Raw genomic sequence first — 23,292 nt, 5'->3', positions numbered from 1 at the left:
GTTCGTACAGCAGATGTTGTCCGGGCGTGCGGAGCGCCCTGTTCCGGCACCCGGCGGCAAGCCCCGGGCGCCGGACGGCGCGTCAGGCAGTGCGTCAGGCGGTGCGTCAGGCGGGCTGGGTGGCCGCCGCGATGCGCTCGGCGCGCAGCGCCTCGTACCAGCGGTCGTCCGTCGGCGGCAGCGCGTTGACGTCGAGCGCCAGCTTCAGCATCAGGTCCGCGACCTGCGGGTTGCGGGCCATCACGGGACCGTGCATGTAGGTGCCGAACACGGTGTCGTTGTACGCGCCCTCGGTGCCGTCGCCGGTGCCGTTGCCGTTGCCGAACACGGTCCGGGCGAACGGGCGGGCGGTCGGGCCGAGCTGGGTGATGCCCTGGTGGTTCTCGAACCCGGTGAGCTGCGGCAGGCCGAGGTGCGGGTCGATGTCGGCCAGCACGTCGCCGACGCACCGCTCGCCCTCGCCGCGCACGGTCGTCACGTCGAGCAGGCCGAGGCCGGGCTCGCGGGCGCCGAGGTCGTTGATGAACTCGTGGCCGAGGATCTGGTAGCCCGCGCACACCGAGAAGATGATCGCGCCGTTGGCCGCCGCCCGGCTGAGTCCGCCGTCGCGGCGCAGCCGCTCGGCCGCGAGCCGCTGCGGCCGGTCCTCGCCGCCGCCGATCAGATAGATGTCGCCGGAGGTCGGCACCGGCTGGTCGCTGCGCACGTCGAGCCGCTCGACGCTGAGCCCGCGCTGCCGGGCGCGGCGCTCGACGACGAGGACGTTGCCCTGGTCGCCGTAGGTGCTGAGGAGGTCCGGGTAGACCCAGACCACCCGCAGACTGCTGTCACTCATGCTGCGTGTCCTTCTGCGAGTCGTGGCGGGGCCGTCAGTTGCCGACACGGCGGCGAACGTCCTGGAAGGCGGTGTAGTTGGCGATCAGCTCGATCTGCCCGGGCGGGGCGACCGTGACGGCCTCGTCGAGCGTGTCGCAGACCCGGAAGTCGACACCCGCGACCTCGAGGCGCACCGCCAGGTCCAGCCTGCGGTCGCCGATCACCATGATCGGGTGCCCGGCGAGCCTGCCGTAGTCGACGTCCCACAGCCACGAGGTGTCCGTGCCGTCGGCGCCGCGCGCGTTGACCGACAGGATCACCGGCGTCGGCGGACGCTCGATCAGGGAAAACGTTTCGAGCCAGCCCGCCGGGTTCTTCGCGAGCAGCAGGCGCAGCTCACGGCCCTGGAAGGACACCACGTCATAGCGCCCGGCGACCGCCTGCACCTGGTACATGCGCTCAAGGGCGACCTGCGGCGGCACCCCGAACACGGCGGCGACGGCGGCCGAGGTGGCGGCGTTGGCCTTGTTGGCGCGGCCGGGCAGCTGGAGCCGGATCGGCCAGGCCGAGCCGTGCGGGTCGAGCACGTGGTCGCCGCTCAGCGCCCAGCTCGGCGCGGGGCGGCGGAAGCCGCACTCGCCGCAGAACCAGTCCTCGCCGGGCCGCTGCAGCACACCGCCGCAGGCCGGGCAGGACCAGGCGTCGTCCTTCCACTCCTGGCCGACCGCCACCCACACCACGTTGGGGGAGGAGGAGGCGGCCCACACGATCAGCGGGTCGTCGGCGTTGGCGACGACCACGGCCTTCGAGCCGCTGAGGCCCTCGCGCCACTTCTCGGCGAGCATCCGGGTCTCGGCGGCGCGGTCGAGCTGGTCGCGCGAGAGGTTCAGCAGCGCGATGACCTTCGGCGTGGTGTCACGGGCGACCCCGGCGAGGTACTTCTCGTCGACCTCGATGACCCCGAACTTGGCGTCCGAGCCACCGGCCAGCGCCGAGGTGATGCCCGCGGGCATGTTGGCGCCGAGCGCGTTCGACACGACAGGACCGCTGGCCCGCAGGGCCTCGGCGATCAGCCGGGTCGTCGTGGTCTTGCCGTTGGTCGCCGACACGAGGACGACGTCCAGGTGCTGCGCGAGCCGCCCCAGCAGATCGGGGTCCAGCTTGAGCGCGACCCGCCCGCCGATCACCGATCCGCTGCCGCGGCCCGCTGCCCGCGACACGGCGGCGGCGGCCTTGCCCGCCGTCACGGCAAGCTTGGCGCGCGCCGACAGCGGCTCTGGATTAGCGGCGTTCCCTGACATCGTCCTTGTTCCTCCTTGCGTCGGTCCGTGCTCAGCCTATCGAGATCCGGCCAGCAGCCCGAACCGCGGCACCGCCGACCGGGGTGGCCGCCCTCTGAACGTACCCTTGCGCCCATGCGAAACCGCCCGATCCCCGGCAGTTCCGGCCACGTCCGAGCGATGACCCTGCTCGGCGACCCGGTGCTGCACAGCCCCTGCGCGCCCGTCACCGATTTCGGCCCCGGCCTGGCCCGGCTCGTCGAGGACATGTTCGCCACCATGTACGCGGCGAACGGCGTCGGCCTGGCCGCGAACCAGGTGGGCGAGGGGCTGCGGGTGTTCGTGTACGACTGCCCGGACGACGAGGACGTCCGGCACCTGGGCCATGTGGTGAACCCGCGTCTCGTCGAGGCGGACGGCGAGGTCTTCCCGGGGCCCGAGGGCTGTCTCTCGCTGCCCGGTCTCGAGGCGCCGACGCCGCGCTTCGACCACGCGGTGGTCGAGGGGGTGCGCGTCGACGGCACCCCGGTGCGGATCGAGGGCACCGGGTTCTTCGCCCGCTGCCTCCAGCACGAGTGCGACCACCTGGCGGGTGGCGTGTACGCCGATCATGTGACGGGCCGGGCGCGCCGCAAGCTCCTGCGGGCGATCCGGAAGGAGCCGTGGGGGAGCGGCGTCGGGGTGCTCGAAGGCTGAGCGGGGGCGGCCGCGGTACGGCGCGGTGCGCGCGGTCAGAAGCCCGGCCCGTCCGCGCGGTCCGGGGCCTGGGCGAGCCTGCCCCACAGCACGTCCGCCAGGCTGCGCACCAACTCGGCGCGTGAGCAGGGGCGTTCGCCGAGCCACCAGTCGCCCGCCGCGTGCATCATGCCGACGATGCCGTGGCCCCAGATCCGGGCCTGTGCCTCGCCGCCGGGGCCGAGGTCGATCCGCTCGGCGATGACCTGGCCCAGCTCCTCGCCCATCCGCCGGAGCAGCGGCGCGGAGTGCCGGCCGACGTCGAAGCCCTGCTCGGTCTGCTGGGACTCCTCGGCCGGGTGCATCAGGAAGCGGTAGACCTGGGGCATCGCCTCGATGGAGGCGAGATAGGTGTCGAGGGTCGCCTCCACCCGGCGGCGCCGGTCGGCGGGCGCGTCGAGCGCGGCCCGCAGCGCCGCGAGCAGGGCGTCGGTGTGCCGGGTGGCGAGGGCGCGGTAGAGGCCGCCCTTGTCGCCGAAGTGCCGGTAGAGGATCGGCTTGGTGATCCCGGCCTCGGCGGCGATGGCGTTCATCGACGCCTTCGGCCCGTCCCTGAGCACCACGCGGTCCGCCGCCTCCAGCAGTTCCCGGCGCCGTTGGTCGGCCGGCTTCTGCTGGTCGGTGGTGGTCCGGTGTGTGGTGTCCATAAGCGTGTCTCCCCGCCCGTACGAATTCCTGAGGCTGTCGCAACGTAACACCCGAACGGCACTCGGTGCCGATCGGCCGGAACCGCTTCGCTGCTGGTTGACAGCCTCTACCCGTCGGTAACAGACTTCGGTTACCGCAAGTAACATACCGCCGGGAGGGACCATGGCCGAGTTCACGTTCGAGCTCAACGACGACCAGAAGCAGGTGCGCGACTGGCTCCACGGCTTCGCCGCCGATGTGATGCGCCCCGCGGCCGCCGAGTGGGATGAGCGTGAGGAGACTCCCTGGCCGATCATCCAGGAAGCCGCCAAGCTCGGAATCTACTCCCTCGACTTCTACGCGCAGCAGTTCTTCGACCCCACCGGTCTCGGCGTGCCGATGACCATGGAGGAACTGTTCTGGGGCGACGCGGGCATCGCCCTGTCGATCGTCGGCACCGGACTCGCCGCCGTCGGCGTGCTCGCCAACGGCACCGAGGAGCAGATCGGCACCTGGGTCCCGCAGATGTACGGCGACGCCGCCGACGTCAAGGTCGCCGCCTTCTGCTCCTCCGAGCCCGACGCGGGCTCCGACGTCGCCTCCATGCGCACCCGGGCCGTCTACGACGAGGCCAAGGACGAGTGGGTGATCAACGGCACCAAGACCTGGGCGACCAACGGCGGCATCGCCAACGTCCACGTCGTCGTCGCCGTCGTCGACCCCGAGCTCGGCTCCAAGGGCCACGCCTCCTTCATCGTCCCGCCGCACACCCCCGGCCTCTCCCAGGGCCAGAAGTTCCAGAAGCACGGCATCCGCGCCTCGCACACCGCCGAGGTCGTCCTGGAGAACGTCCGGGTCCCCGGCCACTGCCTGCTCGGCGGCAAGGAGAAGCTGGACGAGCGCCTCGCCCGCGCCCGCGAGCGCGCCAGGTCCGCCGCCGGCAAGGGCGAGCGGGTCAAGAACGCCGCCATGGCCACCTTCGAGGCATCCCGCCCGGCCGTCGGCGCGATGGCCGTCGGCACCGCCCGCGCCGCCTACGAGGTCGCCCTCGACTACGCCAAGACCCGCGAGCAGTTCGGCCGCCCGATCATCGACAACCAGGGCGTCGCCTTCCAGCTCGCCGACATGCGCACCCAGATCGACGCGGCCCGGCTGCTCGTCTGGCGCGCCTCCTGGATGGCGACCGCGGGCCGCCCCTTCACCGCGGCCGAGGGCTCGATGTCCAAGCTGTACGCCTCCGAGGTCGCCAAGAAGGTCACCGGACAGGCCATCCAGATCCTCGGCGGCAACGGCTACACCCGCGAGTACCCGGTCGAGCGGATGCACCGCGACGCCGCCATCTACACCATCTTCGAGGGCACCAGCGAGATCCAGCGCCTGGTCATCGCCCGCACCCTGTCGGGCATGCCGATCCGCTGACCCCGCGCGCGGTCTGACGCCGGTTCAGGTCCGCGTGCGGGTGCACCCCCACGCGGACCGCGGACTACGGCAGAATCGAACAGGCCGACGACGCGCACGAGGGGGACAACGGCACGATGGCGACGACCACCACGCACGACACGAGCGACACCAAGGAACCGAGGGACGTACCCGAGCTCACCGGCCTGCCGGTGATCGGCTCGCTGCTCGACCTCAAGAACGACTCGCTCGGCACCTTCCTGAAGGCGTGCCAGGACCACGGCGACGTCGTCCGGATCACCGCAGGACCGCCCGGGATACGGGCCACCGTCCACGCGGTCTTCTCCGCCGAGGGCGCCCAGCAGGTCCTGGCCACCGAGGCGGCCAACTTCCGCAAGGAGAACGCCTTCTACGAGGAGATCCGGCAGTCCTTCGGCAACGGCCTGCTGACCAGCCAGGACGACGACTACCTCAGGCAACGGCGGCTCGTGCAGCCGCTGTTCACCCGCCGGACCGTCGACACCTACGCCGCCGCCGTGGCCACCGAGGTCACCGCCGTCACCGACGGCTGGCGGGAGCGCGGCGAGGAGACCGTCGACGTCCTCCACGAGATGACCGGATTCGCCCTGCGGGCCGTCGCCCGCATCCTGTTCGGCACCGACGTCGAGACCGCCGTCGGCGTGGTGGAACGCTGCTTCCCGGTGCTCGGCGGGTACGTCGCCCAGCGCGGCTACTCGCCCCGCAACCCGCCCCGCTCCTGGCCGCTGCCCGCGAACCGGCGGGCCGCCGCCGCGACCGAGGAGCTGTACGCGGTCTGCGACCGGATCATCGCCGAACGGCGTGCCGCGGGCCCGGAGGCCGAGCCCCGCACCCCGGACCTGCTGAGCCTGCTCATCGCCGCGGGCGACGAGGGCGGCGGCTTCGACCCGGCCGAACTGCGCGAGCAGGTCCTGGTGTTCCTGCTCGCCGGGCACGAGACCACCGCCACCTCGCTGGGCTTCGCGCTCCACCTGCTGGCCCGCCACCCCGAGCAGCAGGCCCGCGCCCAGGAGGAGGTCGACCGGGTCCTCGCGGGCCGGGTCCCCGACGCCGCCGACCTCGACGCCCTGCCGTACCTCACCCAGGTCCTCAAGGAGGCCATGCGCCTCTACCCGGCGGCCCCGGCCATCGGCCGCCGCGCGGTCGAGGAGGCCGTGGTCGACGGACACCGCATCCCGGCGGGCGCCGACGTCATCGTCGCCCCCTGGGTCACCCACCGGCACCCGCGCTACTGGCCGGACCCGGAGCGCTTCGACCCGGACCGCTTCACCCCCGAGGCCGAGGCCGCCCGCCCCCGCTACGCCTGGTACCCCTTCGGCGGCGGCCCGCGCGCCTGCATAGGCCAGCACTTCTCGATGCTGGAGTCGGTGATCGCGCTCGCGATGGTCCTCCAGCGGTACGGCCTTCAGGCCGTGGACACCGAGGTACGGCTCGGCTCCGCGATCACGCTCCAGGCGCTGAGCCCGGCCCGGTGCCGGCTGGTGGCACGCGACTGAGCGGCCGGCGGGGCCGGGCGCGGACCGTTCGTGGTCCGCGCGCGGCCCGGCGGGTCCGTCCCCCGACGCCCGTCAGCCGCGCCGCGCCACCAGGACCGTCGCGTACCACTCCGGGTCCCGCAGCACCTCGGCCGGCAGACCGTGCGCGGTGACCACCGCCACCGCGCGCTCCGCCTGCCGTTCGCTCGTCTCCACGAGCAGCCGCCCGCCCGGCGCCAGCCAGCCGCGGGCGTCCGCGGCCACCCGCCGCAGCACGTCGAGACCGTCCGCGCCGCCGTCCAGGGCGGCCAGCGGCTCGTGCTCGCGGGCCTCGGCCGGCAGCAGGGCGACCTCGGCGCTCGGTACGTAGGGGACGTTCGCCACCAGCACGTCGACCCGGCCGCGCAGCCCGTCCGGCAGCGCGGCGAACAGGTCGCCCTCGTGGACCGCGCCGCCGCGCGGCACCACATTGCGGCGGGCGCAGCGCACCGCCGCCGGATCGATGTCCGAGGCGTGCACCTCGGCCGACGGCACCGCGTCGAGCAGCACGGCCGCCGCCGCGCCCGTACCGCAGCACAGGTCGACACAGACGGCGCCCGGGCGGGCCAGCGCGACCGCGCGGCCGATCAGGAACTCCGTACGCCTGCGCGGTACGAACACCCCCGGGTCGACCTCGACCCGCAGGCCCGCGAACTCGGCCCGGCCCACCACGTGTTCCAGCGGCAGACCGGAGGCCCGCCGCTCGATCATCGCGTCGAGCTGCGCGGGCCCGGCCGCGGCCGCGTGCAGCAGCCGCGCCTCCTCCTCGGCGAAGACGCAGCCCGCGGCACGCAGCCGCGAGACGACCGAGGAAGGAACGACCGAGGGGTCAGACAAGCTTCGCCTCGATGGCCGCGACCAGCTCCGGCGCGTCCGGCTCGGTGCGCGGACGGAACCGGGTGACCTCGCCGTCCCGGCCGACCAGGAACTTCTCGAAGTTCCACTGCACGTCACCGGCCTCGCCCTCGGCGTCCGCGACCTGGGTCAGCTCCGCGTACAGCGGGTGCCGGTCGGCGCCGTTCACGTCGGTCTTCGCGAGCAGCGGGAAGGACACGCCGTACGTCGTCGAGCAGAAGGTCCGGATCTCCTCCGCGCTGCCCGGCTCCTGGCCCGCGAACTGGTTGCACGGCACGCCGAGCACGGTGAGGCCGCGCTCCCCGTACTCCTGCTGGAGCTTCTCCAGGCCCGCGTACTGCGGGGTGAGACCGCACTTCGAGGCCACGTTCACGACCAGGACGGCCTTGTCGCGGTAGTCGGCGAGGGAGACCGGCTCGCCGGTCAGGGTCTGCAGCGGGATCTCGAACAGGCTCATGGAACGCTCCTCATCGGAAAATAGGGTTTGATCTCACCATGGGTGACGAACCACTGGCAATCGACCTCGACGCGGCCCCGGAGCCGGCCGCGCCGCGCCCCGTCCGGTGCGGGCTGTGCGGCCGCCCGCTGACCGGTGCCGCCTCGCGCCGCACCGGCCTCGGCCCGTCCTGCGACGCCAAACTCCACCCGCCGGGCCCGGAGATCAGGACCCGGCGCCACGAGGTCGCCCAGGACCCCCTGCCGGGCATCGAGGCCCTCGACGTCTAGAGCTTGCGGAACAGGCCCTCCTGGACCACCGACACCAGCAGCTGCCCGTCCCGGTCGTAGATCCGCCCCCGGGCCAGCCCCCGCCCGCCGGTCGCGATCGGCGACTCCTGGTCGTACAGGAACCATTCGTCGGCCCGGAACGGCCGGTGGAACCACATCGCGTGATCCAGGCTCGCGAGGTCGAAGCCGCGCGGCCCCCACAGCGGCTCCACCGGGATCCGCACCGCGTCGAGCAGCGTCATGTCCGACGCGTACGTCAGCGCGCAGGTGTGCACCAGCGGGTCGTCGCCCAGCGGGCCCACCGCCCGCATCCACACCGCGCTGCGCGGGTCCGCCCCGGTGACCTCCTCCTTGGTCCAGCGCAGCCGGTCCACGTACCGGATGTCGAAGGGCTGGCGGCGGGCCATCCGCTCCAGCGCCTCCGGCAGCGCGCCCAGGTGGTCGCGGATCTCGTCCGCCAGGTTCGGCAGGCTCTCCGGGTCGCCCAGGTGCCGGGGCGGCAGCTGGTGCTCGAAGGCGCCCTCCTCCGGCAGATGGAAGGAGGCCGTCAGATTGAAGATCGTCCGGCCTTCCTGGACCGCCGTCACCCGCCGGGTGGTGAACGACCGGCCGTCGCGCACCCGCTCCACCTGGTAGACGATCGGCACGCCGGGCCGCCCCGGCCGCAGGAAGTACGCGTGCAGCGAGTGCACCGGACGCTCCTCGTCGACCGTCCGCCCGGCCGCCACCAGGGCCTGCCCGGCGACCTGGCCGCCGAAGACCCGCTGGAGCGACTCCTGCGGGCTGCGGCCCCGGAAGATGTTCACCTCGATCCGCTCCAGGTCGAGCAGATCCACCAGTCTCTCGGCGGGGTTGGTCACCTCTGTGCTCCTTCGGGGAAAAGCGTGGGGCGGGCGGCGGGAAGGCCCGGGGGAGTGGGGGGACTACAGCTGCCCGACCGAGGTCACGCGGACGACCGCCCGGCCCTCCTCGTCCGAGGCCGCCAGGTCCACCTCCGCGCCGATGCCCCAGTCATGGTCGCCGTTCGGGTCGGCGAAGGTCTGCCGGACGCGCCAGACGCCGTGCGCCGGGTCCTCCTCGATCGCGAGCAGCTTCGGGCCGCGCGCGTCGGGACCCGTACCGAGGTCGTCGTACTCGTCCCAGTACGCGTCCATCGCCTCGCCCCAGCGGTCCGCGTCCCAGCCGGACTCGCCGTCCAGCTCGCCGAGCTCGTCCACGTGGTCGAGCGCCGCCAGCTCCACCCGCCGGAACATCGCGTTGCGCACCAGCACCCGGAACGCCCGCGCGTTCGCCGTGACCGGCTTGACCTGGTCGGCCTTCTCCTGCGCCTGCTCCGCCGTCTCCACGTCCGGATTGGCCAGCTGCTCCCACTCGTCGAGCAGCGAGGAGTCGACCTGCCGCACCATCTCGCCCAGCCAGGCGATCAGGTCCTCCAGGTCCTCCGTCTTCAGATCGTCCGGGATGGTGTGGTCGAGCGCCTTGTACGCGCTCGCCAGATAGCGCAGCACGATGCCCTCGGTCCGCGCCAGCTCGTACACCGAGGTGAACTCGGTGAAGGTCAGGGCCCGTTCGTACATGTCACGGATGACCGACTTCGGCGACACCGGGTGGTCGCCGACCCACGGGTGCGACGTGCGGTAGACGTTGTACGCGTGCCAGAGCAGCTCCTCCAGCGGCTTCGGGTACGAGACCTCCTGGAGCCGCTCCATCCGCTCCTCGTACTCGACGCCGTCCGCCTTCATCGCGCCGACCGCCTCGCCGCGCGCCTTGTTCTGCTGCGCGCCGAGGATCTGCCGGGGGTCGTCCAGCGTCGACTCCACCACCGACACCATGTCCAGGGCGTACGACGGCGACTCCGGGTCGAGCAGGTCGAACGCGGCCAGCGCGAACGTCGACAGCGGCTGGTTCAGCGCGAAGTCCTGCTGGAGGTCGACCGTCAGCCGGATGGTCCGGCCCTCGGCGTCCGGGGTGTCCAGCTGCTCCACCACACCGCCGTCGAGCAGCGAGCGGTAGATCGCGATGGCCCGCCGGATGTGCCGCAGCTGGTTCTTGCGCGACTCGTGGTTGTCCTCCAGGAGCTTGCGCATGGCCTCGAAGGCGTTGCCCGGGCGGGCGATCACCGACAGGAGCATGGTGTGGGTGACCCGGAAACGCGAGGTCAGCGGCTCCGGATCGGAGCCGATCAGCTTCTCGTAGGTGCTCTCGGTCCAGCCGACGAAGCCCTCGGGGGCCTTCTTGCGGACCACCTTGCGGCGCTTCTTCGGGTCGTCGCCCGCCTTCGCGAGCGCCTTCTCGTTCTCGATGACGTGCTCGGGCGCCTGCGCCACGACATAGCCCGCCGTGTCGAAGCCGGCCCGCCCGGCGCGGCCCGCGATCTGGTGGAACTCCCGGGCCCGCAGCGTCCGCACCCGGTTGCCGTCGTACTTGGTGAGCGCGGTGAACAGCACCGTGCGGATCGGCACGTTGACCCCGACGCCGAGGGTGTCGGTGCCGCAGATCACCTTCAGCAGACCCGCCTGCGCCAGCTTCTCCACCAGCCGCCGGTACTTCGGCAGCATGCCCGCGTGGTGCACGCCGATGCCGTGCCGGACGTAACGCGACAGGTTCTTGCCGAACTTGGTGGTGAAGCGGAAGTTGCCGATCAGCTCGGCGATCGCGTCCTTCTCCTCGCGCGTGCACATGTTGATGCTCATCAGCGACTGCGCCCGCTCCACCGCCTGCGCCTGGGTGAAGTGCACGATGTAGACCGGCGCCTGCTTGGTCGACAGGAGCTCGGTCAGCGTCTCGGTGATCGGCGTCAGCTCGTACTCGTACGACAGCGGCACCGGCCGGGTCGCCGAACGGACCACCGCGGTCGGCTGCCCGGTCCGCCGGGTCAGGTCCTTCTCGAACATCGACATGTCGCCGAGCGTCGCCGACATCAGCACGAACTGCGCCTGCGGCAGTTCGAGGATCGGGATCTGCCAGGCCCAGCCGCGGTCCGGCTCCGCGTAGAAGTGGAACTCGTCCATGACGACCTGGCCGACGTCGGCGTTCTTCCCGTCCCGCAGCGCGATGGAGGCCAGCACCTCCGCCGTGCAGCAGATGATCGGGGCGTCGGCGTTCACCGAGGCGTCGCCGGTGAGCATGCCGACGTTCTCGGTGCCGAACATCTTGCACAGGTCGAAGAACTTCTCCGACACCAGCGCCTTGATCGGCGCGGTGTAGAAGGTGACCTGGTCATTGGCCAGCGCCGCGAAGTGCGCCCCCGCCGCGACCAGCGACTTTCCCGAGCCGGTGGGAGTGGAAAGGATCACGTTCGCGCCGGAGACGACCTCGATCAGCGCCTCTTCCTGGGCCGGGTAGAGCGTGATGCCCCGGTCCTCCGCCCAAGAGGAGAACGCCTCGAAGAGGGCGTCGGGGTCGGCGGTCGGCGGCAGCTGATCGATAAGGGTCACGCCCCCATCTTGCCTGGATTCCGTCCGGATGAGGGAACCGGCCGACCCGACGAAGATCACGGACGGTAGGCTGGCCCGTCGACCGGTGGCACGCCCGGTCGGCCGACCGGGCGTCAACTGGGCACCGGCGCACGAGGAATGGGGCGGGAACGACCATGATGGGACCGGCGCACTCGCTGTCCGGAGCGGCGGCCTGGCTGGGGGTCGGAGCGGCGGCCGCGGCCCTCGACCATCCGATGCCGTGGCCGGTTCTCGTCGTCGGCGCGCTCATCTGCGCGGGCGCCGCCCTCGCCCCCGACCTCGACCACAAGGCGGCGACCATCTCGCGCGCCTTCGGCCCGGTCTCCCGGGGCCTGTGCGAGATCGTCGACAAGCTCTCGTACGCCGTCTACAAGGCCACCCGCTCCTCCGCCGACCCGCGCAGGTCCGGCGGCCACCGCACGCTCACCCACACCTGGGTGTGGGCGGTCCTGATCGGCGCGGGCTGCTCGGTCGCCGCCGTCACCGGCGGGCGCTGGGCGGTCCTCGGGATCCTCTTCGTGCACCTGGTGCTCGCGGTCGAGGGCCTGCTCTGGCGGGCCGCCCGGATGTCCAGCGACGTGCTGGTCTGGCTGCTCGGCGCGACCAGCGCCTGGATCCTCGCCGGGGTCCTGGACCAGCCGGGCAACGGCGCCGGCTGGCTGTTCACCGAGCCCGGCCAGGAGTACCTGTGGCTGGGCCTGCCGGTGGTCCTGGGCGCCCTGGTGCACGACATCGGCGACGCCCTGACCGTCTCCGGCTGCCCGGTCCTGTGGCCCATCCCGATCGGCCGCAAGCGCTGGTACCCGATCGGCCCGCCGAAGCCGCTGCGCTTCCGGGCGGGCAGCTGGGTGGAGCTGAAGGTCCTGATGCCGGTGTTCATGCTGCTCGGCGGGGTGGGCGGGGCCTCGGCCCTCGGCTTCCTGTAGCGCCGTCCAGAGGCCGTGTTCGCGGTTGTACGGGAAAGGGCCGCCCCGGTCGATCCGGGGCGGCCCCTTCGCGTACGGGCGGCCTAACCGTGCCAGGAGCGCCACAGGGCCGCGTAGGCGCCGTCCGCCGCGACCAGCTCGTCGTGGCTGCCCAGCTCGCTGATCCGGCCCTGCTCGACGACCGCGATCAGATCGGCGTCGTGCGCGGTGTGCAGCCGGTGCGCGATCGCCACCACCGTGCGCCCGTCCAGGACCCGGGCCAGCGAGCGCTCCAGGTGCCGGGCCGCGCGCGGGTCGAGCAGCGACGTCGCCTCGTCCAGGACCAGGGTGTGCGGGTCGGCCAGGACGAGCCGGGCAAGGGCCACCTGCTGGGCCTGCGCCGGGGTGAGCGCCTGCCCGCCCGAGCCGACCTCGGTGTCCAGGCCCTCGTCGAGCCCGCGCGCCCAGCCCTCGGCGTCGACCGCCGCGAGCGCCGTCCACAGCTCGGCGTCCTCGGCGCCCGCCCGGGCCAGCCGCAGATTGTCGCGGAGGCTGCCGACGAACACATGGTGCTCCTGGTTCACCAGGGCCACATGCTCGCGGACCCGCTCGGCGGGCATCTCGGCCAGCTCGGCCGCGCCGAGGGTGACCGAGCCGGTGCGCGGCGCGTAGATGCCCGCGAGCAGCCGCCCGAGGGTCGACTTGCCCGCGCCGGACGGGCCGACCAGGGCCAGCCGGGTGCCGGGCGCCACGTCGAGCGACACCCGGTGCAGTACGTCGACGCCCGCCCGGTAGCCGAACCGCACCTCGTCGGCGCGGACCGTCCGGCCCTCGGGCCGCACCGCCCCGTCGCCCGCCTCCGGCTCGATCTCCCGGACGCCGACCAGCCGGGCCAGCGACACCTGGGCGACCTGGAGCTCGTCGTACCAGCGCAGGATGATCCCGATCGGGTCCACCAGCATCTGCGCGAGCAGCGCCCCGGTGGTCAGCTGCCCGATGTCCAGCCAGCCCTGGAAGACGAACACACCGCCGATGAGCAGCAACGCCGTGATCACCAGGGTGTGGGTGAAGGTGACCACCGGGAACAGCACCGAGCGCAGGAACAGCGTGTAGCGCTCCCAGGCCGTCCACTCCTTGATCCGCCGGTTCGACAGCTCGATCCGGCCCGCGCCGAGCCGGTGCGCCTCGACCGTGCGGCCCGCGTCGACGGTCTCCGCGAGGACGGCGGCGACCGCCGCGTACCCGGCGGCCTCCGAACGGTAGGCGGCCGGGGCGCGCCGGAAGTACCAGCGGCAGCCGACGATCAGCAGCGGGGCGGCGACCACCAGAGCGAGCGCCAGCGGGGGAGCGGTGATCGCGATGCCCGCGATCAGCAGCCCCGCCCAGACCACGCCGATCACCAGCTGCGGCACGGCCTCGCGCATGGCGTTGGCGAGCCGGTCGATGTCGGTGGTGATCCGGGAGAGCAGATCGCCGGTCCCGGCCCGCTCCAGGACGCCCGGCGGCAGCGCCACCGACCGCACCAGGAAGTCCTCGCGCAGATCGGCCAGCATCTCCTCGCCGAGCGCCGCGCCGCGCAGCCGTACCATCCGGGTGAACAGCGTCTGGACCAGCAGCGCGACGGCGAACAGCGCCGCCGTGCGTTCCAGATGGAGCTCGCGGGCCCCGGCGGTCAGGTCGTCGACGACCGAGCCGAGCAGATAGGGCCCGGCCATCGAAGCGACCACGGCGATCGCGTTGACCGCGACCAGGGCCACGAAGGCCCGCCGGTGGCGGCTCAGGAGCTCCCTGACGTACGCCTTGACGGTGGCCGCCGTGCCCACCGGCAGGGTGGTCGCGGACCGGGGTGCCGCCGGGTCGTACGCGGGTGGCGCCACGCCGATCATGCCGATTCTCCTTCGAGCTGTTCTTCCAGGTGCCGCAGTTCGGCGTCGAGCGCGGCCGGGGTGCGGGGAGCGGTCCCGGTGCCGTCCTCGGGGCCCGTGCCGTCCTCGGGGCCCGTGCCGTCCTCGGGGCCCGTGCCGTCCTCGGGGCCCGTGCCGTCCTCGGGGCCCGTGCCGTGCTCGGGGCCCGTGCCGTGCTCGGGGTCCGCGCCGGACTCGGGCTCGGTCTCGCGGGTCACCACCGCCCGGTAGCGCGGCTCGTCGGCCAGCAGCGCCCGGTGGGTGCCGACGGCGACCGCGCTGCCGCCCTCGACCAGGACGACCCGGTCGGCGAGGTCGAGCAGCAGCGGCGACGAGGCGAGCACCACGGTGGTGCGGCCCGCCCGGAGCCGCTTGATCCCGGCGGCGACCCGGGCCTCGGTGTGCGAGTCGACCGCCGAGGTCGGCTCGTCGAGTACCAGCACCTCCGGGTCGGTGACCAGGGAACGGGCAAGGGCGAGGCGCTGGCGCTGGCCGCCGGACAGCGACCGCCCGCGCTCGGTGATCCGGGTCCGCATCGGGTCGCCCTCGGTGCCCACGCTCGCCTGCGCGAGCGCGTCCAGGACGTCGTCGCACTGGGCGGCCGCCAGCGCGTCCTCGGCCGGGACCTTCCCGGAGGAGGGCACGTCGAGCAGCTGCCGCAGGGTGCCGGACAGCAGCACCGGGTCCTTGTCCTGGACCAGGACGGCCGTACGGGCCGTGCCGAGCGGCAGCCCGTCCAGGGCCACCCCGCCGAGCAGCACCGAGGCGTGCGCCTCGTCCGGCTCCGCCGGATGCCCGCCGAACCGGTCCGCGAGCCGCCCGGCCAGGTCCGGGTCCCCGCACACCACGGCGGTGAACAGCCCCGCCGGGGCCCGCACCTCGGTCACCGGGTCGTACAGGTCACCGCTCGGCGGCGCGAGGTCCGGCCCGGCAGGCTCCGTGCGCGCGGCCGTCTCCCCGACCGGCACGGTGGTCCGGGACAGGCTCAGCACCCGGGCCGCGCGGCGCGCGGAAGGCTTCGAGAAGGAGTACGCCATGGCGATCTCCTCGAAGGTGCGCAGCGGATGGTTCGTCAGCGCCACCGCGCCGTACACGGTGACGAGTTCACCGACCGAGATCCGGCCGTCGAGGGCCAGGTGCGCCCCGTACACCACCACGGTGACGAGCAGCAGACCGGGAAGGAGCACCTGGATCGCGGCGATCAGCGCCCACATCCGGGCGCTGTGCACGGCGGCCTCGCGGACCTCCTGGGAGGCGGTCCGGTAGCGGCCGAGGAACAGCTCCTCGCCGCCGATGCCGCGCAGCACCCGCAGGCCCGCGACGGTGTCGGAGGCCAGCTCGGTGGCCCGGCCCGCCTTCGCGCGCTGCTCGTCGGCGCGCTTGGTGGCGCGCGGCAGCAGCGGCAGCGCGGCGAGCGCCAGGACGGGCGCGGCGACGGCCACCACCCAGCCGAGGTCGGGCTGGTAGAGCACCAGGCCCACACAGACCGCGACCAGCGCCACGGCGGACGCCGCGAACCGGGAGGCCGCCTCGACGAACCAGCCGATCTTCTCGACGTCGCCGGTTGACACGGCCACCACCTCACCGGCCGCGACCCGGCGGGTCAGCACCGCGCCGAGCTCGGCGGTCTTGCGCGAGAGCAGTTGCTGGACGCGGGCGGCGGCGGTGATCCAGTTGGTGACGGCGACCCGGTGGACCATCAGGTCGCCGATCGCGATGGCCAGTCCGCAGCCCGCGAGGACCCCGATGCCGAGGCCGAGGCGGCCGCCGTCACGGTCCACGACCGCCTGGACGGCGAGGCCCACGCCGAGCGGCAGCCCGGCGATGCCGAACTGCAGCAGCAGGCCCCAGAGCAGACATTTCAGCTGTCCGCCGAGCTGGTTGCGGCCGAGCCAGAGGAGGAACCGGGAGCCTGAGCGGACATCCGGCACTCCTGGGTCGGCATACGGTAGATCGCGAATCTGCATGGCGCCCCAAGCTCCGGACCCGCCGTCGTCGGCCGGTCCCCTGACATCTCGAACCGGTCAAGGCTCGCTCCGTACGCCGTCCGACGGCAACCGGTTTTCCGTGCGGGGCCCACCGGCCGGCTTTCGCGAACACCCTCCCGACCGGCGCTTTCCCTGAGACGATCACCGTTCCGCCACCGCTCGAACACATGACCGTGGCGGTGGCGTCAGGACACGAGGAGGGGACACGAGTGTCGAGCAGAAGCAGCGAGTCCATGGAGTCCGGGGCGGGGCGTTCGCGGGTGCGCCGCACCTCCCTGGTGGTGGCGGGCGCGGGCCTGGTGACGGCGGCGGTGCTCGTCGCGGCCGGGACCGGGCTCGCCGGGCAGGGGCCGGGGTTCGGCGTGGCGGCGGCCACGGCCGAGGACACCGTGGGCGTGTCGGAGGGCGGCATCGGCGGCGGTGAGACCACCGGCGGCGAGGTCGGCGGAGCCGACGCCGGAGCCGACGGCGGCGGCACGGTCGGTGTGACGTCCGGGGGGACCTCGGGGGAGACGGTCAGCGGCAGCGGCAGCGGCGGCGCGGCGGGCGGTTCGTCGCCGACGCCGACCCCCGTGCCCTCGCCCAGCGGCCCGGGCGGCGGCGCCGTCAGCGGCGGAGTGATCGGCGGTCCTTCGACGGGACCGACCGATCCGCCCGTGCCGACCGATGAGCCCACCCCGGAGCCGACCGCGCAGCCCTCGCCAGGACCGCAGCCGCCGTCCGGTCAGTCCTGCTGGTCCTGGACCGACAACCGGCCGGTGAACGGCACCTTCCTCGCGCTGGTCCCGGCCGGCACCCTGCCGACCGGGAACAAGGCGACGCTGGTCGAGCTGCGGTTCACCGCGAAGGCCGTCGGCGACAGCTGGGTCGACGACCGGATCGTCACCCGGTTCGCCGCCACCGGCGGTGCCTGGAGCACCGCGCGCCCGGTGCCGGTGGAGCTGCGGCAGGACGGTCTGGAGACCTTCCGGCCGGTCGTCGACGGCCTCGCGCTGAAGATGCCGGAGATCACCGTCAACTCCGTCGACTGCTGGAACACCACCGTGACCGGCCTCGGCGGCTACCTCACCTACGGCGGCCCCGGCGGCAACGGCGGCGTCGAGGTGCGGGTCCCGGTGACCTGGCAGCGCCAGCGCTGACCCACGGACCGGGGGCGGGGACCGGCGACGCCCCCTGCCCCCGGCCTGATCCGAAAGGGACCCCCTAAGGCCGGGTCGCCCGTTCCAGCGCCAGCAGTGCCGAGTGGTACGAGCGCCCGGTGGCCCGGTCCATGCCCACCTCGCACATCCGGTTCGCCGACAGATGCGCGTCGAAGGGCCGGGCGGTGACCTCCGCCGCCTCCCGGGCCGTCGCCGAGGCGGTCAGCTCCGGATGCAGCATCCCCCGGTCGCCCGCGAACGCGCAGCAGCCCGCGTCGAGCGGCACCACGACCTCCTCCGCGCACGCCCCGGCCAGCTCGGTCAGCTTGTCCTCGTCGCCCAGGTGCCGCATCGAGCAGGTCGGATGGACCACCGCGGAGCCGACCTTGCGGCGCACGTCGAGCCGGGGGAGCAGTTCGTCGGCGGCCCACACCAGCGAGTCGACGACGGTCAGTTCCCCGTGCAGCTCCCGGTTGTCGGCGGTGAGGTACGGCACCACCTCGTCGGCGATGCCGAGCGTGCACGAGGAGGCGTCGACCACCAGCGGCAGCCGCCCGCCGGCCGTCCAGCCCCAGGCGGCCTCCACGATCCGGTTGGCCATCACCTCGTTGCCGCTCACATAGCCCTTGGAGTGCCAGATGGTGGCGCAGCAGGTGCCCGCCACGTCGTCCGGGATCCACACCGGCCGCCCGGCCCGCGCCGACAGCGCCACCACCGCCTCCGGCAGCGAGGGCCCGGCCGTCCCGGCCGGATTGCCGAAGATGCGGTTGACGCAGGCCGGGTAGTAGACGGCGACGGCGGCCGGACGGTGGGTGCGGGGGAGCCGCCGCGGGCCCGCGCCGGGGATCTGCGGCAGCCACTCCGGCACCAGGTCGGGCCGCACCGCCTTGCGGGCCAGGCCGGTCACCGACTCCAGGAAGCCGTCGCCCAGCCGGCTCGCGGCCGCCACCGCGAGCCGTGCGGCGGCCTCCACGGCCCGGAAGTCCTTCGCGGCCCGCGCGGCGATCCGCTCCTCGCGCGGTGAGTGCCGTGCGTGCCGGAACTCCTTCATCAGGGCGCCGGTGTCGATGCCGACCGGGCAGGCCAGCTTGCAGGTGGAGTCACCGGCGCAGGTGTCGACGGCGTCGTACCCGTACGCCTCCAGGAGCCCGGTCTCCACCGGGGATCCGTCGGCCTGCCGCATCATCTCCCGGCGCAGCACGATCCGTTGGCGCGGGGTGGTGGTCAGGTCGTGGCTGGGGCAGGTGGGTTCGCAGAAGCCGCACTCGATGCACGGGTCGGCGATCGGCTCCACCGCCGGGATGGTCTTCAGGCCGCGCAGATGCGCCTGCGGGTCGCGGTCCAGGACGATCCGGGGTGCGAGCACCCCGTCCGGGTCGATGATCTCCTTGGTGCGCCACATCAGTCCGGTCGCCTTGGGGCCCCATTCGAGCTCCAGGAAGGGCGCGATGTTGCGGCCGGTGGCGTGTTCGGCCTTCAGGGCGCCGTCGAAGCGTTCCACGGTCAGCTTGCAGAAGGCGTCCATGAAGCGCGCGTAGCGCTCGACGTCGGCCGGGTCGGCGGCGTCGAAGGCCAGCAGGAAGTGCAGGTTGCCGTGGGCGGCGTGCCCGGCGACGGCCGCGTCGAAGCCGTGCCGGTCCTGGAGTTCGAGGAGTTCGGCGCAGGCGTCGGCGAGCCGCTCCGGCGGCACCGCGAAGTCCTCGGTGATCAGGGTGGTGCCGGACGGACGGGAGCCGCCGACCGCCGTCACGAACGCCTTGCGGGCCTTCCAGTACCCGGCGATGGTCCGCTGGTCGCGGGTGAACGTGTTGTCGGCCGAGGCCACCGGGGCGACCAGGTCGAGCTCCGCGAGGACGCCCGCGGCGGCCGCCTCGTACGCCTCCTGCCCGGCCTCGTCCGGCGCCCGGAACTCCACGAGCAGCGCCGCCGTCTCCTTGGGCAGCTCCGCCCAGTCGGCGGGCACCCCGGGCACGCTCACCGAGGCGCGCAGGGTGTTGCCGTCCATCAGCTCGACGGCGAGCGCGCCCGCCTCGTTGAAGCGGGGCACGGCGGCCGCGGCGGCGGGCAGCGAGGGGAAGAAGAGCAGCGCGGTGGAGACCTTCCGGTCGAGCGGCAGGGTGTCGAAGACGGTCTCCGCGATGAAGCCGAAGGTGCCTTCGGAGCCCACCATCAGACCGCGCAGGATCTCCACCGGGGTGGCCCCGTCGAGGAAGGCGTCGAGCCGGTAGCCGTTGGTGTTCTTGATGGCGTACTTGGCGCGGATCCGCGCGGTCAGCTCCGGGTCCGCCTCGATCTCGGCCTTGATGCCGAGCAGCCCGGCGCACAGCCGGGGCTCGGCGCGCGCCAGCTCCTCGTCGGCCGCCGGGTCGGCGGTGTCGACGACGGTGCCGCTGGGCAGCACGAAGGTGAGCGAGGCGAGCGTGCGGTAGGAGTTGCGGGTGGTGCCCGCGGTCATTCCCGAGGCGTTGTTGGCGACCACCCCGCCGAGGGTGCAGGCGATGGCGCTCGCCGGGTCGGGGCCGAGCACCCGGCCGTACGGCGCGAGCGCCGCGTTGGCCCGCACCACCGTGGTGCCGGGCCGGATCCTGGCCCGGGCGCCCCCGTCGAGGACCTCCACGCCCACCCAGTGGCGGCGCACGTCGACCAGGATGTCCTCGCCCTGCGCCTGCCCGTTGAGGCTGGTCCCGGCGGCCCGGAACACCACCTCGCGGCCCTTGCCGTGCGCGTACGACAGGACGGCGGACACGTCGTCGATGTCCTCGGCCACCACGACCACCTGCGGCATGAAGCGGTAGGGGCTGGCGTCGGAGGCGTAGCGCACCAGGTCGGAGACGCCGGAGAGGACCTTCTCCGGGCCGAGCAGCGCCACCAGCTCCTCACGCAGATGCTTGGGGGTGCCGCGGGCCTGCAGATCCGGCAGCCGGTCGGGCGCCCCCGTCCGCTTCGTACCGGCGCGCAGGGCCTGCGGATTCGGTTCGAGTACGGGCATGGCGAGCGCTCCCCTCCGGCGCGAGCCCGCCCCGCGACCGGCCGCCGGGACCGGCCGCCGGGGGTCAGCAGCCGCGCTCCACCCCCTGGTCGACCAGGGCGGACAACAGGTCGCCGAGCACCTCGCGCTGTGCGACGGTCAGTGGGGCAAGGATGTCCTCTGCGGCCGCGCGGCGCGCGCTGCGCAGCTCCCTCAGCGTGTCGCGCCCGGCGTCGGTGAGCTCGACGCGGACCACCCGGCGGTTGGTCGGATCGGGCACCCGGCGCACCCGCCCGGACTCCTCCAGGGCGTCCACGAGGCTGGTGACGGCGCGCGGGACGACCTCCAGCCGGGCCGCCAGATCGGCCATCCGGGGCGGCTCGGGGTGGTGCGCCACCGTGCGCAGCAGCCGGGACTGCGCCGGGGTGATGCCGACCGGCTCCAGATGGTGCTTCTGGATGCGGTGCAGGCGGCGGGTCAGCCGGAGCAGCTGTTCGGCGAGGAGGCCGTCGGGGTCGGGCGTACCGGGAAATGCGGGGGCGGCCGGGGTGCTCATGCGGGAACAATATCAGGACCATGTTCATTGTGAGTATAGGTAACAATGAGCTATGCTCCGATGGAGCCGATCGTGGCGCGCCCTGTCCGGCGCCCGCCCCGGCTCCCCGGACCTCCAGGCCACGATCTTCCAGGCCGCGAGGTCCCGGCCACGACGTTCCGGCCGGGCCCCGCACGGCCTTCATAGGGGCCCCAGGGCCCCCGTCCCATCCCCTCACGCCTCTAGGAGGCACATGCGTCCGCACGACGAGTCCACCTGGACACCTCCCGCCCGTGACTCCAGAAGCCCCCAGGAGCCCGCCCAGCTGCGGCGCATCCTCGGGCTCTTCCGCCCCTACCGGGGGCGGCTCGCGGTGGTCGGCCTGCTCGTGGCCGCCTCCTCGCTGGTCTCAGTCGCCTCGCCCTTCCTCCTCCGGGAGATCCTCGACACCGCGATCCCGCAGGGGCGCACCGGGCTGCTCAGCCTGCTCGCGCTCGGCATGATCGTCACCGCCGTGGTCTCCGGGGTCTTCGGCGTGCTCCAGACCCTCATCTCCACCACCGTCGGCCAGCGCGTCATGCACGACCTGCGCACCGCGGTCTACGCCCAGCTCCAGCGCATGCCGCTGGCCTTCTTCACCCGCACCCGCACCGGCGAGGTCCAGTCCCGGATCGCCAACGACATCGGCGGCATGCAGGCGACGGTCACCTCCACCGCCACCTCCCTGGTCTCCAACCTCACCGCCGTGATCGCCACCGTCGTCGCCATGCTGGCGCTGGACTGGCGGCTCACCGTGGTCTCGCTGCTGCTCCTGCCGGTCTTCGTCGCGATCAGCCGCCGGGTCGGCCGCGAGCGCAAGGCGATCACCACCCGCCGCCAGAAGCAGATGGCCACCATGGCCGCCACCGTCACCGAATCGCTCTCGGTCAGCGGCATCCTGCTCGGCCGCACCATGGGCCGCGCCGACTCGCTGACGAAGTCCTTCGCCGAGGAGTCCGAGCGGCTCGTCGACCTCGAAGTGCGCTCCAACATGGCCGGGCGCTGGCGGATGTCCACCATCGGCATCGTCATGGCCGCCATGCCCGCGCTGCTCTACTGGGCGGCCGGACTCGCCCAGCAGTCCGGCGGCCCGGCGATCTCGCTCGGCACCCTGGTCGCCTTCGTCTCGCTCCAGCAGGGCCTGTTCCGGCCCACCGTGAGCCTGCTGTCGACCGGCGTCCAGATCCAGACCTCGCTCGCGCTGTTCCAGCGCATCTTCGAATACCTCGACCTGCCCGTCGACATCACCGAACCCGACGAGCCGGTCCGGCTGCCCCGGGCGGCCGGCGAGGTCACCTTCGAGAAGGTCACCTTCCGGTACGACCCCGAGGGCCAGGACCGCCCCACCCTCGACGCCGTCGACCTCACCGTCCCGGCCGGCGGCAGCCTCGCCGTGGTCGGCCCCACCGGCTCCGGCAAGTCCACCCTCAGCTATCTGGTGCCCCGGCTCTACGACGTCACCGAGGGCCGGGTGCTGCTCGACGGGACCGACGTCCGCGACCTCGACTTCGACAGCCTCGCCCGGGCCGTCGGCGTGGTCTCCCAGGAGACCTACCTGTTCCACGCCTCCGTCGCCGACAACCTGCGCTTCGCCAAGCCCGACGCCACCGACCAGGAGATCGAGGCCGCCGCCCGCGCCGCCCAGATCCACGACCACATCGCCTCGCTGCCCGACGGCTACGACACCCTCGTCGGCGAGCGCGGCTACCGCTTCTCGGGCGGCGAGAAGCAGCGCCTCGCCATCGCCCGCACCATCCTGCGCGACCCGCCGGTGCTCATCCTCGACGAGGCCACCAGCGCGCTCGACACCCGGACCGAACACGCCGTCCAGCAGGCCATCGACGCCCTCTCCGCCGGACGCACCACCATCACCATCGCCCACCGGCTCTCCACCGTCCGCGACGCCGACCAGATCGTGGTCCTCGATGCCGGCCGGATCGCCGAGCGCGGCACCCACCAGGAGCTGCTCGACCAGGACGGGCGGTACGCCGCCCTGGTCCGCCGGGACGAACACGCGAACGTGGGAGCGGTTGTTCCCCAGAACGTGTGATCGTTCCGGAATCCATTGCCCAACTCCCGTACGGAGACGGATGCTTACGGAGCGCGAACGAAGGGCTGCAGACCGCGATCGCGCACGTCCCACAGCACGTACCGCATGAGGAGAAGCACCACCATGAACATCGTCACCAACCTGCTCGCCGGCGTCCTCCACTTCCTGGGCTGGCTCGTCTGACCCACCCGCCACAGCAGGAAAGCGGCGCCGCGGGTCCCCCGTCCCAGGGGACCGGCGGCGCCGCCGTGCGTACGCCTGCCGTGCGTACACCGCCTGTGCGGCTCCCCGATTTCGGGCAGGACCCGGGTTAGCG

The 23,292-nt window shown here is 73.2% G+C and carries 18 protein-coding genes; 7 read left to right on the top strand and 11 right to left on the bottom strand.

Annotation, left to right across the window (positions count from 1 at the left end; translation table 11 throughout):
• Positions 1-106: 106 nt before the first annotated feature.
• Both ACIPXM_RS28640 and ACIPXM_RS28635 read right to left on the bottom strand, forming a co-directional pair.
• Positions 107-835: a type 1 glutamine amidotransferase gene (locus ACIPXM_RS28640; RefSeq protein ID WP_401661175.1), complete on the bottom strand. Its 729-nt coding sequence runs from the start codon at positions 833-835 to the stop codon at positions 107-109.
• Positions 836-869: 34 nt separating this feature from the next.
• Positions 870-2,117: a MurT ligase domain-containing protein gene (locus tag ACIPXM_RS28635; protein ID WP_401661172.1), complete on the bottom strand. Its 1,248-nt coding sequence runs from the start codon at positions 2,115-2,117 to the stop codon at positions 870-872.
• A 114-nt stretch (positions 2,118-2,231) separates the two neighbouring features.
• Here ACIPXM_RS28635 and def point away from each other — a divergent pair, with 114 nt between their 5' ends.
• Entirely contained in the window at positions 2,232-2,792 is a 561-nt protein-coding gene (gene def, locus ACIPXM_RS28630) for a peptide deformylase (protein ID WP_401661170.1), read from the top strand.
• A 35-nt stretch (positions 2,793-2,827) separates the two neighbouring features.
• On the opposite strand, the gene ACIPXM_RS28625 is transcribed toward def, so the two are convergent.
• Positions 2,828-3,478 (bottom strand): TetR family transcriptional regulator, encoded by a 651-nt coding sequence (locus ACIPXM_RS28625; RefSeq protein ID WP_401661167.1) that lies wholly within the window; start codon positions 3,476-3,478, stop codon positions 2,828-2,830.
• 163 nt (positions 3,479-3,641) lie between these two features.
• Here ACIPXM_RS28625 and ACIPXM_RS28620 point away from each other — a divergent pair, with 163 nt between their 5' ends.
• Positions 3,642-4,877, top strand: coding sequence for an acyl-CoA dehydrogenase family protein (locus ACIPXM_RS28620; protein ID WP_401661164.1), 1,236 nt, complete (start codon positions 3,642-3,644; stop codon positions 4,875-4,877).
• 116 nt (positions 4,878-4,993) lie between these two features.
• Positions 4,994-6,391, top strand: a complete 1,398-nt coding sequence (locus ACIPXM_RS28615) for a cytochrome P450 (protein ID WP_401661162.1) — start codon at positions 4,994-4,996, stop codon at positions 6,389-6,391.
• Between the two features lie 72 nt (positions 6,392-6,463).
• Here ACIPXM_RS28615 and ACIPXM_RS28610 read toward each other — a convergent pair whose 3' ends face one another.
• Positions 6,464-7,246 carry a putative protein N(5)-glutamine methyltransferase gene (locus ACIPXM_RS28610; RefSeq protein WP_401661159.1) on the bottom strand — a complete coding sequence of 261 codons (783 nt, stop codon included), beginning with the start codon at positions 7,244-7,246 and terminating at the stop codon, positions 6,464-6,466.
• On the bottom strand, positions 7,239-7,721 hold the full coding sequence (locus tag ACIPXM_RS28605) for a glutathione peroxidase (RefSeq protein WP_401661157.1): 483 nt from the start codon (positions 7,719-7,721) through the stop codon (positions 7,239-7,241). The genes ACIPXM_RS28610 and ACIPXM_RS28605 overlap by 8 nt, the downstream gene beginning before the upstream one ends.
• A gap of 38 nt (positions 7,722-7,759) precedes the next feature.
• Here ACIPXM_RS28605 and ACIPXM_RS28600 point away from each other — a divergent pair, with 38 nt between their 5' ends.
• Positions 7,760-7,990, top strand: coding sequence for a DUF6011 domain-containing protein (locus ACIPXM_RS28600; RefSeq protein ID WP_401661154.1), 231 nt, complete (start codon positions 7,760-7,762; stop codon positions 7,988-7,990).
• Here the strand turns inward: ACIPXM_RS28600 and ACIPXM_RS28595 are convergent.
• Both ACIPXM_RS28595 and ACIPXM_RS28590 read right to left on the bottom strand, forming a co-directional pair.
• Complete coding sequence (locus ACIPXM_RS28595; protein ID WP_401661152.1) at positions 7,987-8,850, bottom strand: acyl-CoA thioesterase; 864 nt, start codon at positions 8,848-8,850, stop codon at positions 7,987-7,989. The two genes, ACIPXM_RS28600 and ACIPXM_RS28595, sit on opposite strands and share 4 nt — an antisense overlap.
• 63 nt (positions 8,851-8,913) lie before the next feature.
• Positions 8,914-11,487, bottom strand: a complete 2,574-nt coding sequence (locus ACIPXM_RS28590; RefSeq protein ID WP_401661150.1) for a DEAD/DEAH box helicase — start codon at positions 11,485-11,487, stop codon at positions 8,914-8,916.
• A 95-nt stretch (positions 11,488-11,582) separates the two neighbouring features.
• Between ACIPXM_RS28590 and ACIPXM_RS28585 the strand changes: the two genes are divergently transcribed.
• Positions 11,583-12,374 (top strand): metal-dependent hydrolase, encoded by a 792-nt coding sequence (locus tag ACIPXM_RS28585; protein ID WP_401661148.1) that lies wholly within the window; start codon positions 11,583-11,585, stop codon positions 12,372-12,374.
• Positions 12,375-12,457: 83 nt separating this feature from the next.
• Here the strand turns inward: ACIPXM_RS28585 and ACIPXM_RS28580 are convergent, their stop codons facing one another.
• Positions 12,458-14,239 (bottom strand): ABC transporter ATP-binding protein, encoded by a 1,782-nt coding sequence (locus ACIPXM_RS28580; protein ID WP_401661147.1) that lies wholly within the window; start codon positions 14,237-14,239, stop codon positions 12,458-12,460.
• A complete protein-coding gene (locus ACIPXM_RS28575; protein ID WP_401661144.1) occupies positions 14,236-16,224 on the bottom strand; it encodes an ABC transporter transmembrane domain-containing protein in 1,989 nt (662 codons plus the stop codon). The genes ACIPXM_RS28580 and ACIPXM_RS28575 overlap by 4 nt, the downstream gene beginning before the upstream one ends.
• A gap of 230 nt (positions 16,225-16,454) precedes the next feature.
• Between ACIPXM_RS28575 and ACIPXM_RS28570 the strand changes: the two genes are divergently transcribed.
• Positions 16,455-17,384, top strand: coding sequence for a hypothetical protein (locus ACIPXM_RS28570; RefSeq protein WP_401661141.1), 930 nt, complete (start codon positions 16,455-16,457; stop codon positions 17,382-17,384).
• Positions 17,385-17,448: 64 nt separating this feature from the next.
• Here ACIPXM_RS28570 and ACIPXM_RS28565 read toward each other — a convergent pair whose 3' ends face one another.
• Together ACIPXM_RS28565 and ACIPXM_RS28560 are read right to left on the bottom strand one after the other, a co-directional pair.
• Positions 17,449-20,373, bottom strand: coding sequence for an FAD-binding and (Fe-S)-binding domain-containing protein (locus ACIPXM_RS28565; RefSeq protein ID WP_401661139.1), 2,925 nt, complete (start codon positions 20,371-20,373; stop codon positions 17,449-17,451).
• Positions 20,374-20,437: 64 nt separating this feature from the next.
• Positions 20,438-20,908: a MarR family winged helix-turn-helix transcriptional regulator gene (locus tag ACIPXM_RS28560; protein WP_401661137.1), complete on the bottom strand. Its 471-nt coding sequence runs from the start codon at positions 20,906-20,908 to the stop codon at positions 20,438-20,440.
• Between the two features lie 232 nt (positions 20,909-21,140).
• Between ACIPXM_RS28560 and ACIPXM_RS28555 the strand changes: the two genes are divergently transcribed.
• The gene (locus tag ACIPXM_RS28555) at positions 21,141-22,976 is read left to right on the top strand and encodes an ABC transporter ATP-binding protein (RefSeq protein WP_401661135.1); all 1,836 of its coding nucleotides are present in this window, start codon (positions 21,141-21,143) and stop codon (positions 22,974-22,976) included.
• Positions 22,977-23,292: the final 316 nt, after the last annotated feature.

This window comes from Streptomyces sp. NPDC090025 (assembly GCF_044748125.1).
In the GTDB taxonomy this organism is placed as follows: Bacteria; Actinomycetota; Actinomycetes; order Streptomycetales; family Streptomycetaceae; genus Streptomyces.
Note: the sequence above shows the minus strand (reverse complement) of the source record. Positions and strands in the feature narration are given on the sequence as shown.

Excerpts from the sequence above, each read along its gene's own strand:
- ACIPXM_RS28640 (WP_401661175.1), bottom strand. The coding sequence starts at position 835 with ATGAGTGACAGCAGTCTGCGGGTGGTCTGGGTCTACCCGGACCTCCTC.
- ACIPXM_RS28635 (WP_401661172.1), bottom strand. The coding sequence starts at position 2,117 with ATGTCAGGGAACGCCGCTAATCCAGAGCCGCTGTCGGCGCGCGCCAAG.
- def (WP_401661170.1), top strand. The coding sequence starts at position 2,232 with ATGCGAAACCGCCCGATCCCCGGCAGTTCCGGCCACGTCCGAGCGATG.
- ACIPXM_RS28625 (WP_401661167.1), bottom strand. The coding sequence starts at position 3,478 with ATGGACACCACACACCGGACCACCACCGACCAGCAGAAGCCGGCCGAC.
- ACIPXM_RS28620 (WP_401661164.1), top strand. The coding sequence starts at position 3,642 with ATGGCCGAGTTCACGTTCGAGCTCAACGACGACCAGAAGCAGGTGCGC.
- ACIPXM_RS28615 (WP_401661162.1), top strand. The coding sequence starts at position 4,994 with ATGGCGACGACCACCACGCACGACACGAGCGACACCAAGGAACCGAGG.
- ACIPXM_RS28605 (WP_401661157.1), bottom strand. The coding sequence starts at position 7,721 with ATGAGCCTGTTCGAGATCCCGCTGCAGACCCTGACCGGCGAGCCGGTC.
- ACIPXM_RS28600 (WP_401661154.1), top strand. The coding sequence starts at position 7,760 with ATGGGTGACGAACCACTGGCAATCGACCTCGACGCGGCCCCGGAGCCG.
- ACIPXM_RS28585 (WP_401661148.1), top strand. The coding sequence starts at position 11,583 with ATGATGGGACCGGCGCACTCGCTGTCCGGAGCGGCGGCCTGGCTGGGG.
- ACIPXM_RS28580 (WP_401661147.1), bottom strand. The coding sequence starts at position 14,239 with ATGATCGGCGTGGCGCCACCCGCGTACGACCCGGCGGCACCCCGGTCC.
- ACIPXM_RS28575 (WP_401661144.1), bottom strand. The coding sequence starts at position 16,224 with ATGCAGATTCGCGATCTACCGTATGCCGACCCAGGAGTGCCGGATGTC.
- ACIPXM_RS28565 (WP_401661139.1), bottom strand. The coding sequence starts at position 20,373 with ATGCCCGTACTCGAACCGAATCCGCAGGCCCTGCGCGCCGGTACGAAG.
- ACIPXM_RS28560 (WP_401661137.1), bottom strand. The coding sequence starts at position 20,908 with ATGAGCACCCCGGCCGCCCCCGCATTTCCCGGTACGCCCGACCCCGAC.
- ACIPXM_RS28555 (WP_401661135.1), top strand. The coding sequence starts at position 21,141 with ATGCGTCCGCACGACGAGTCCACCTGGACACCTCCCGCCCGTGACTCC.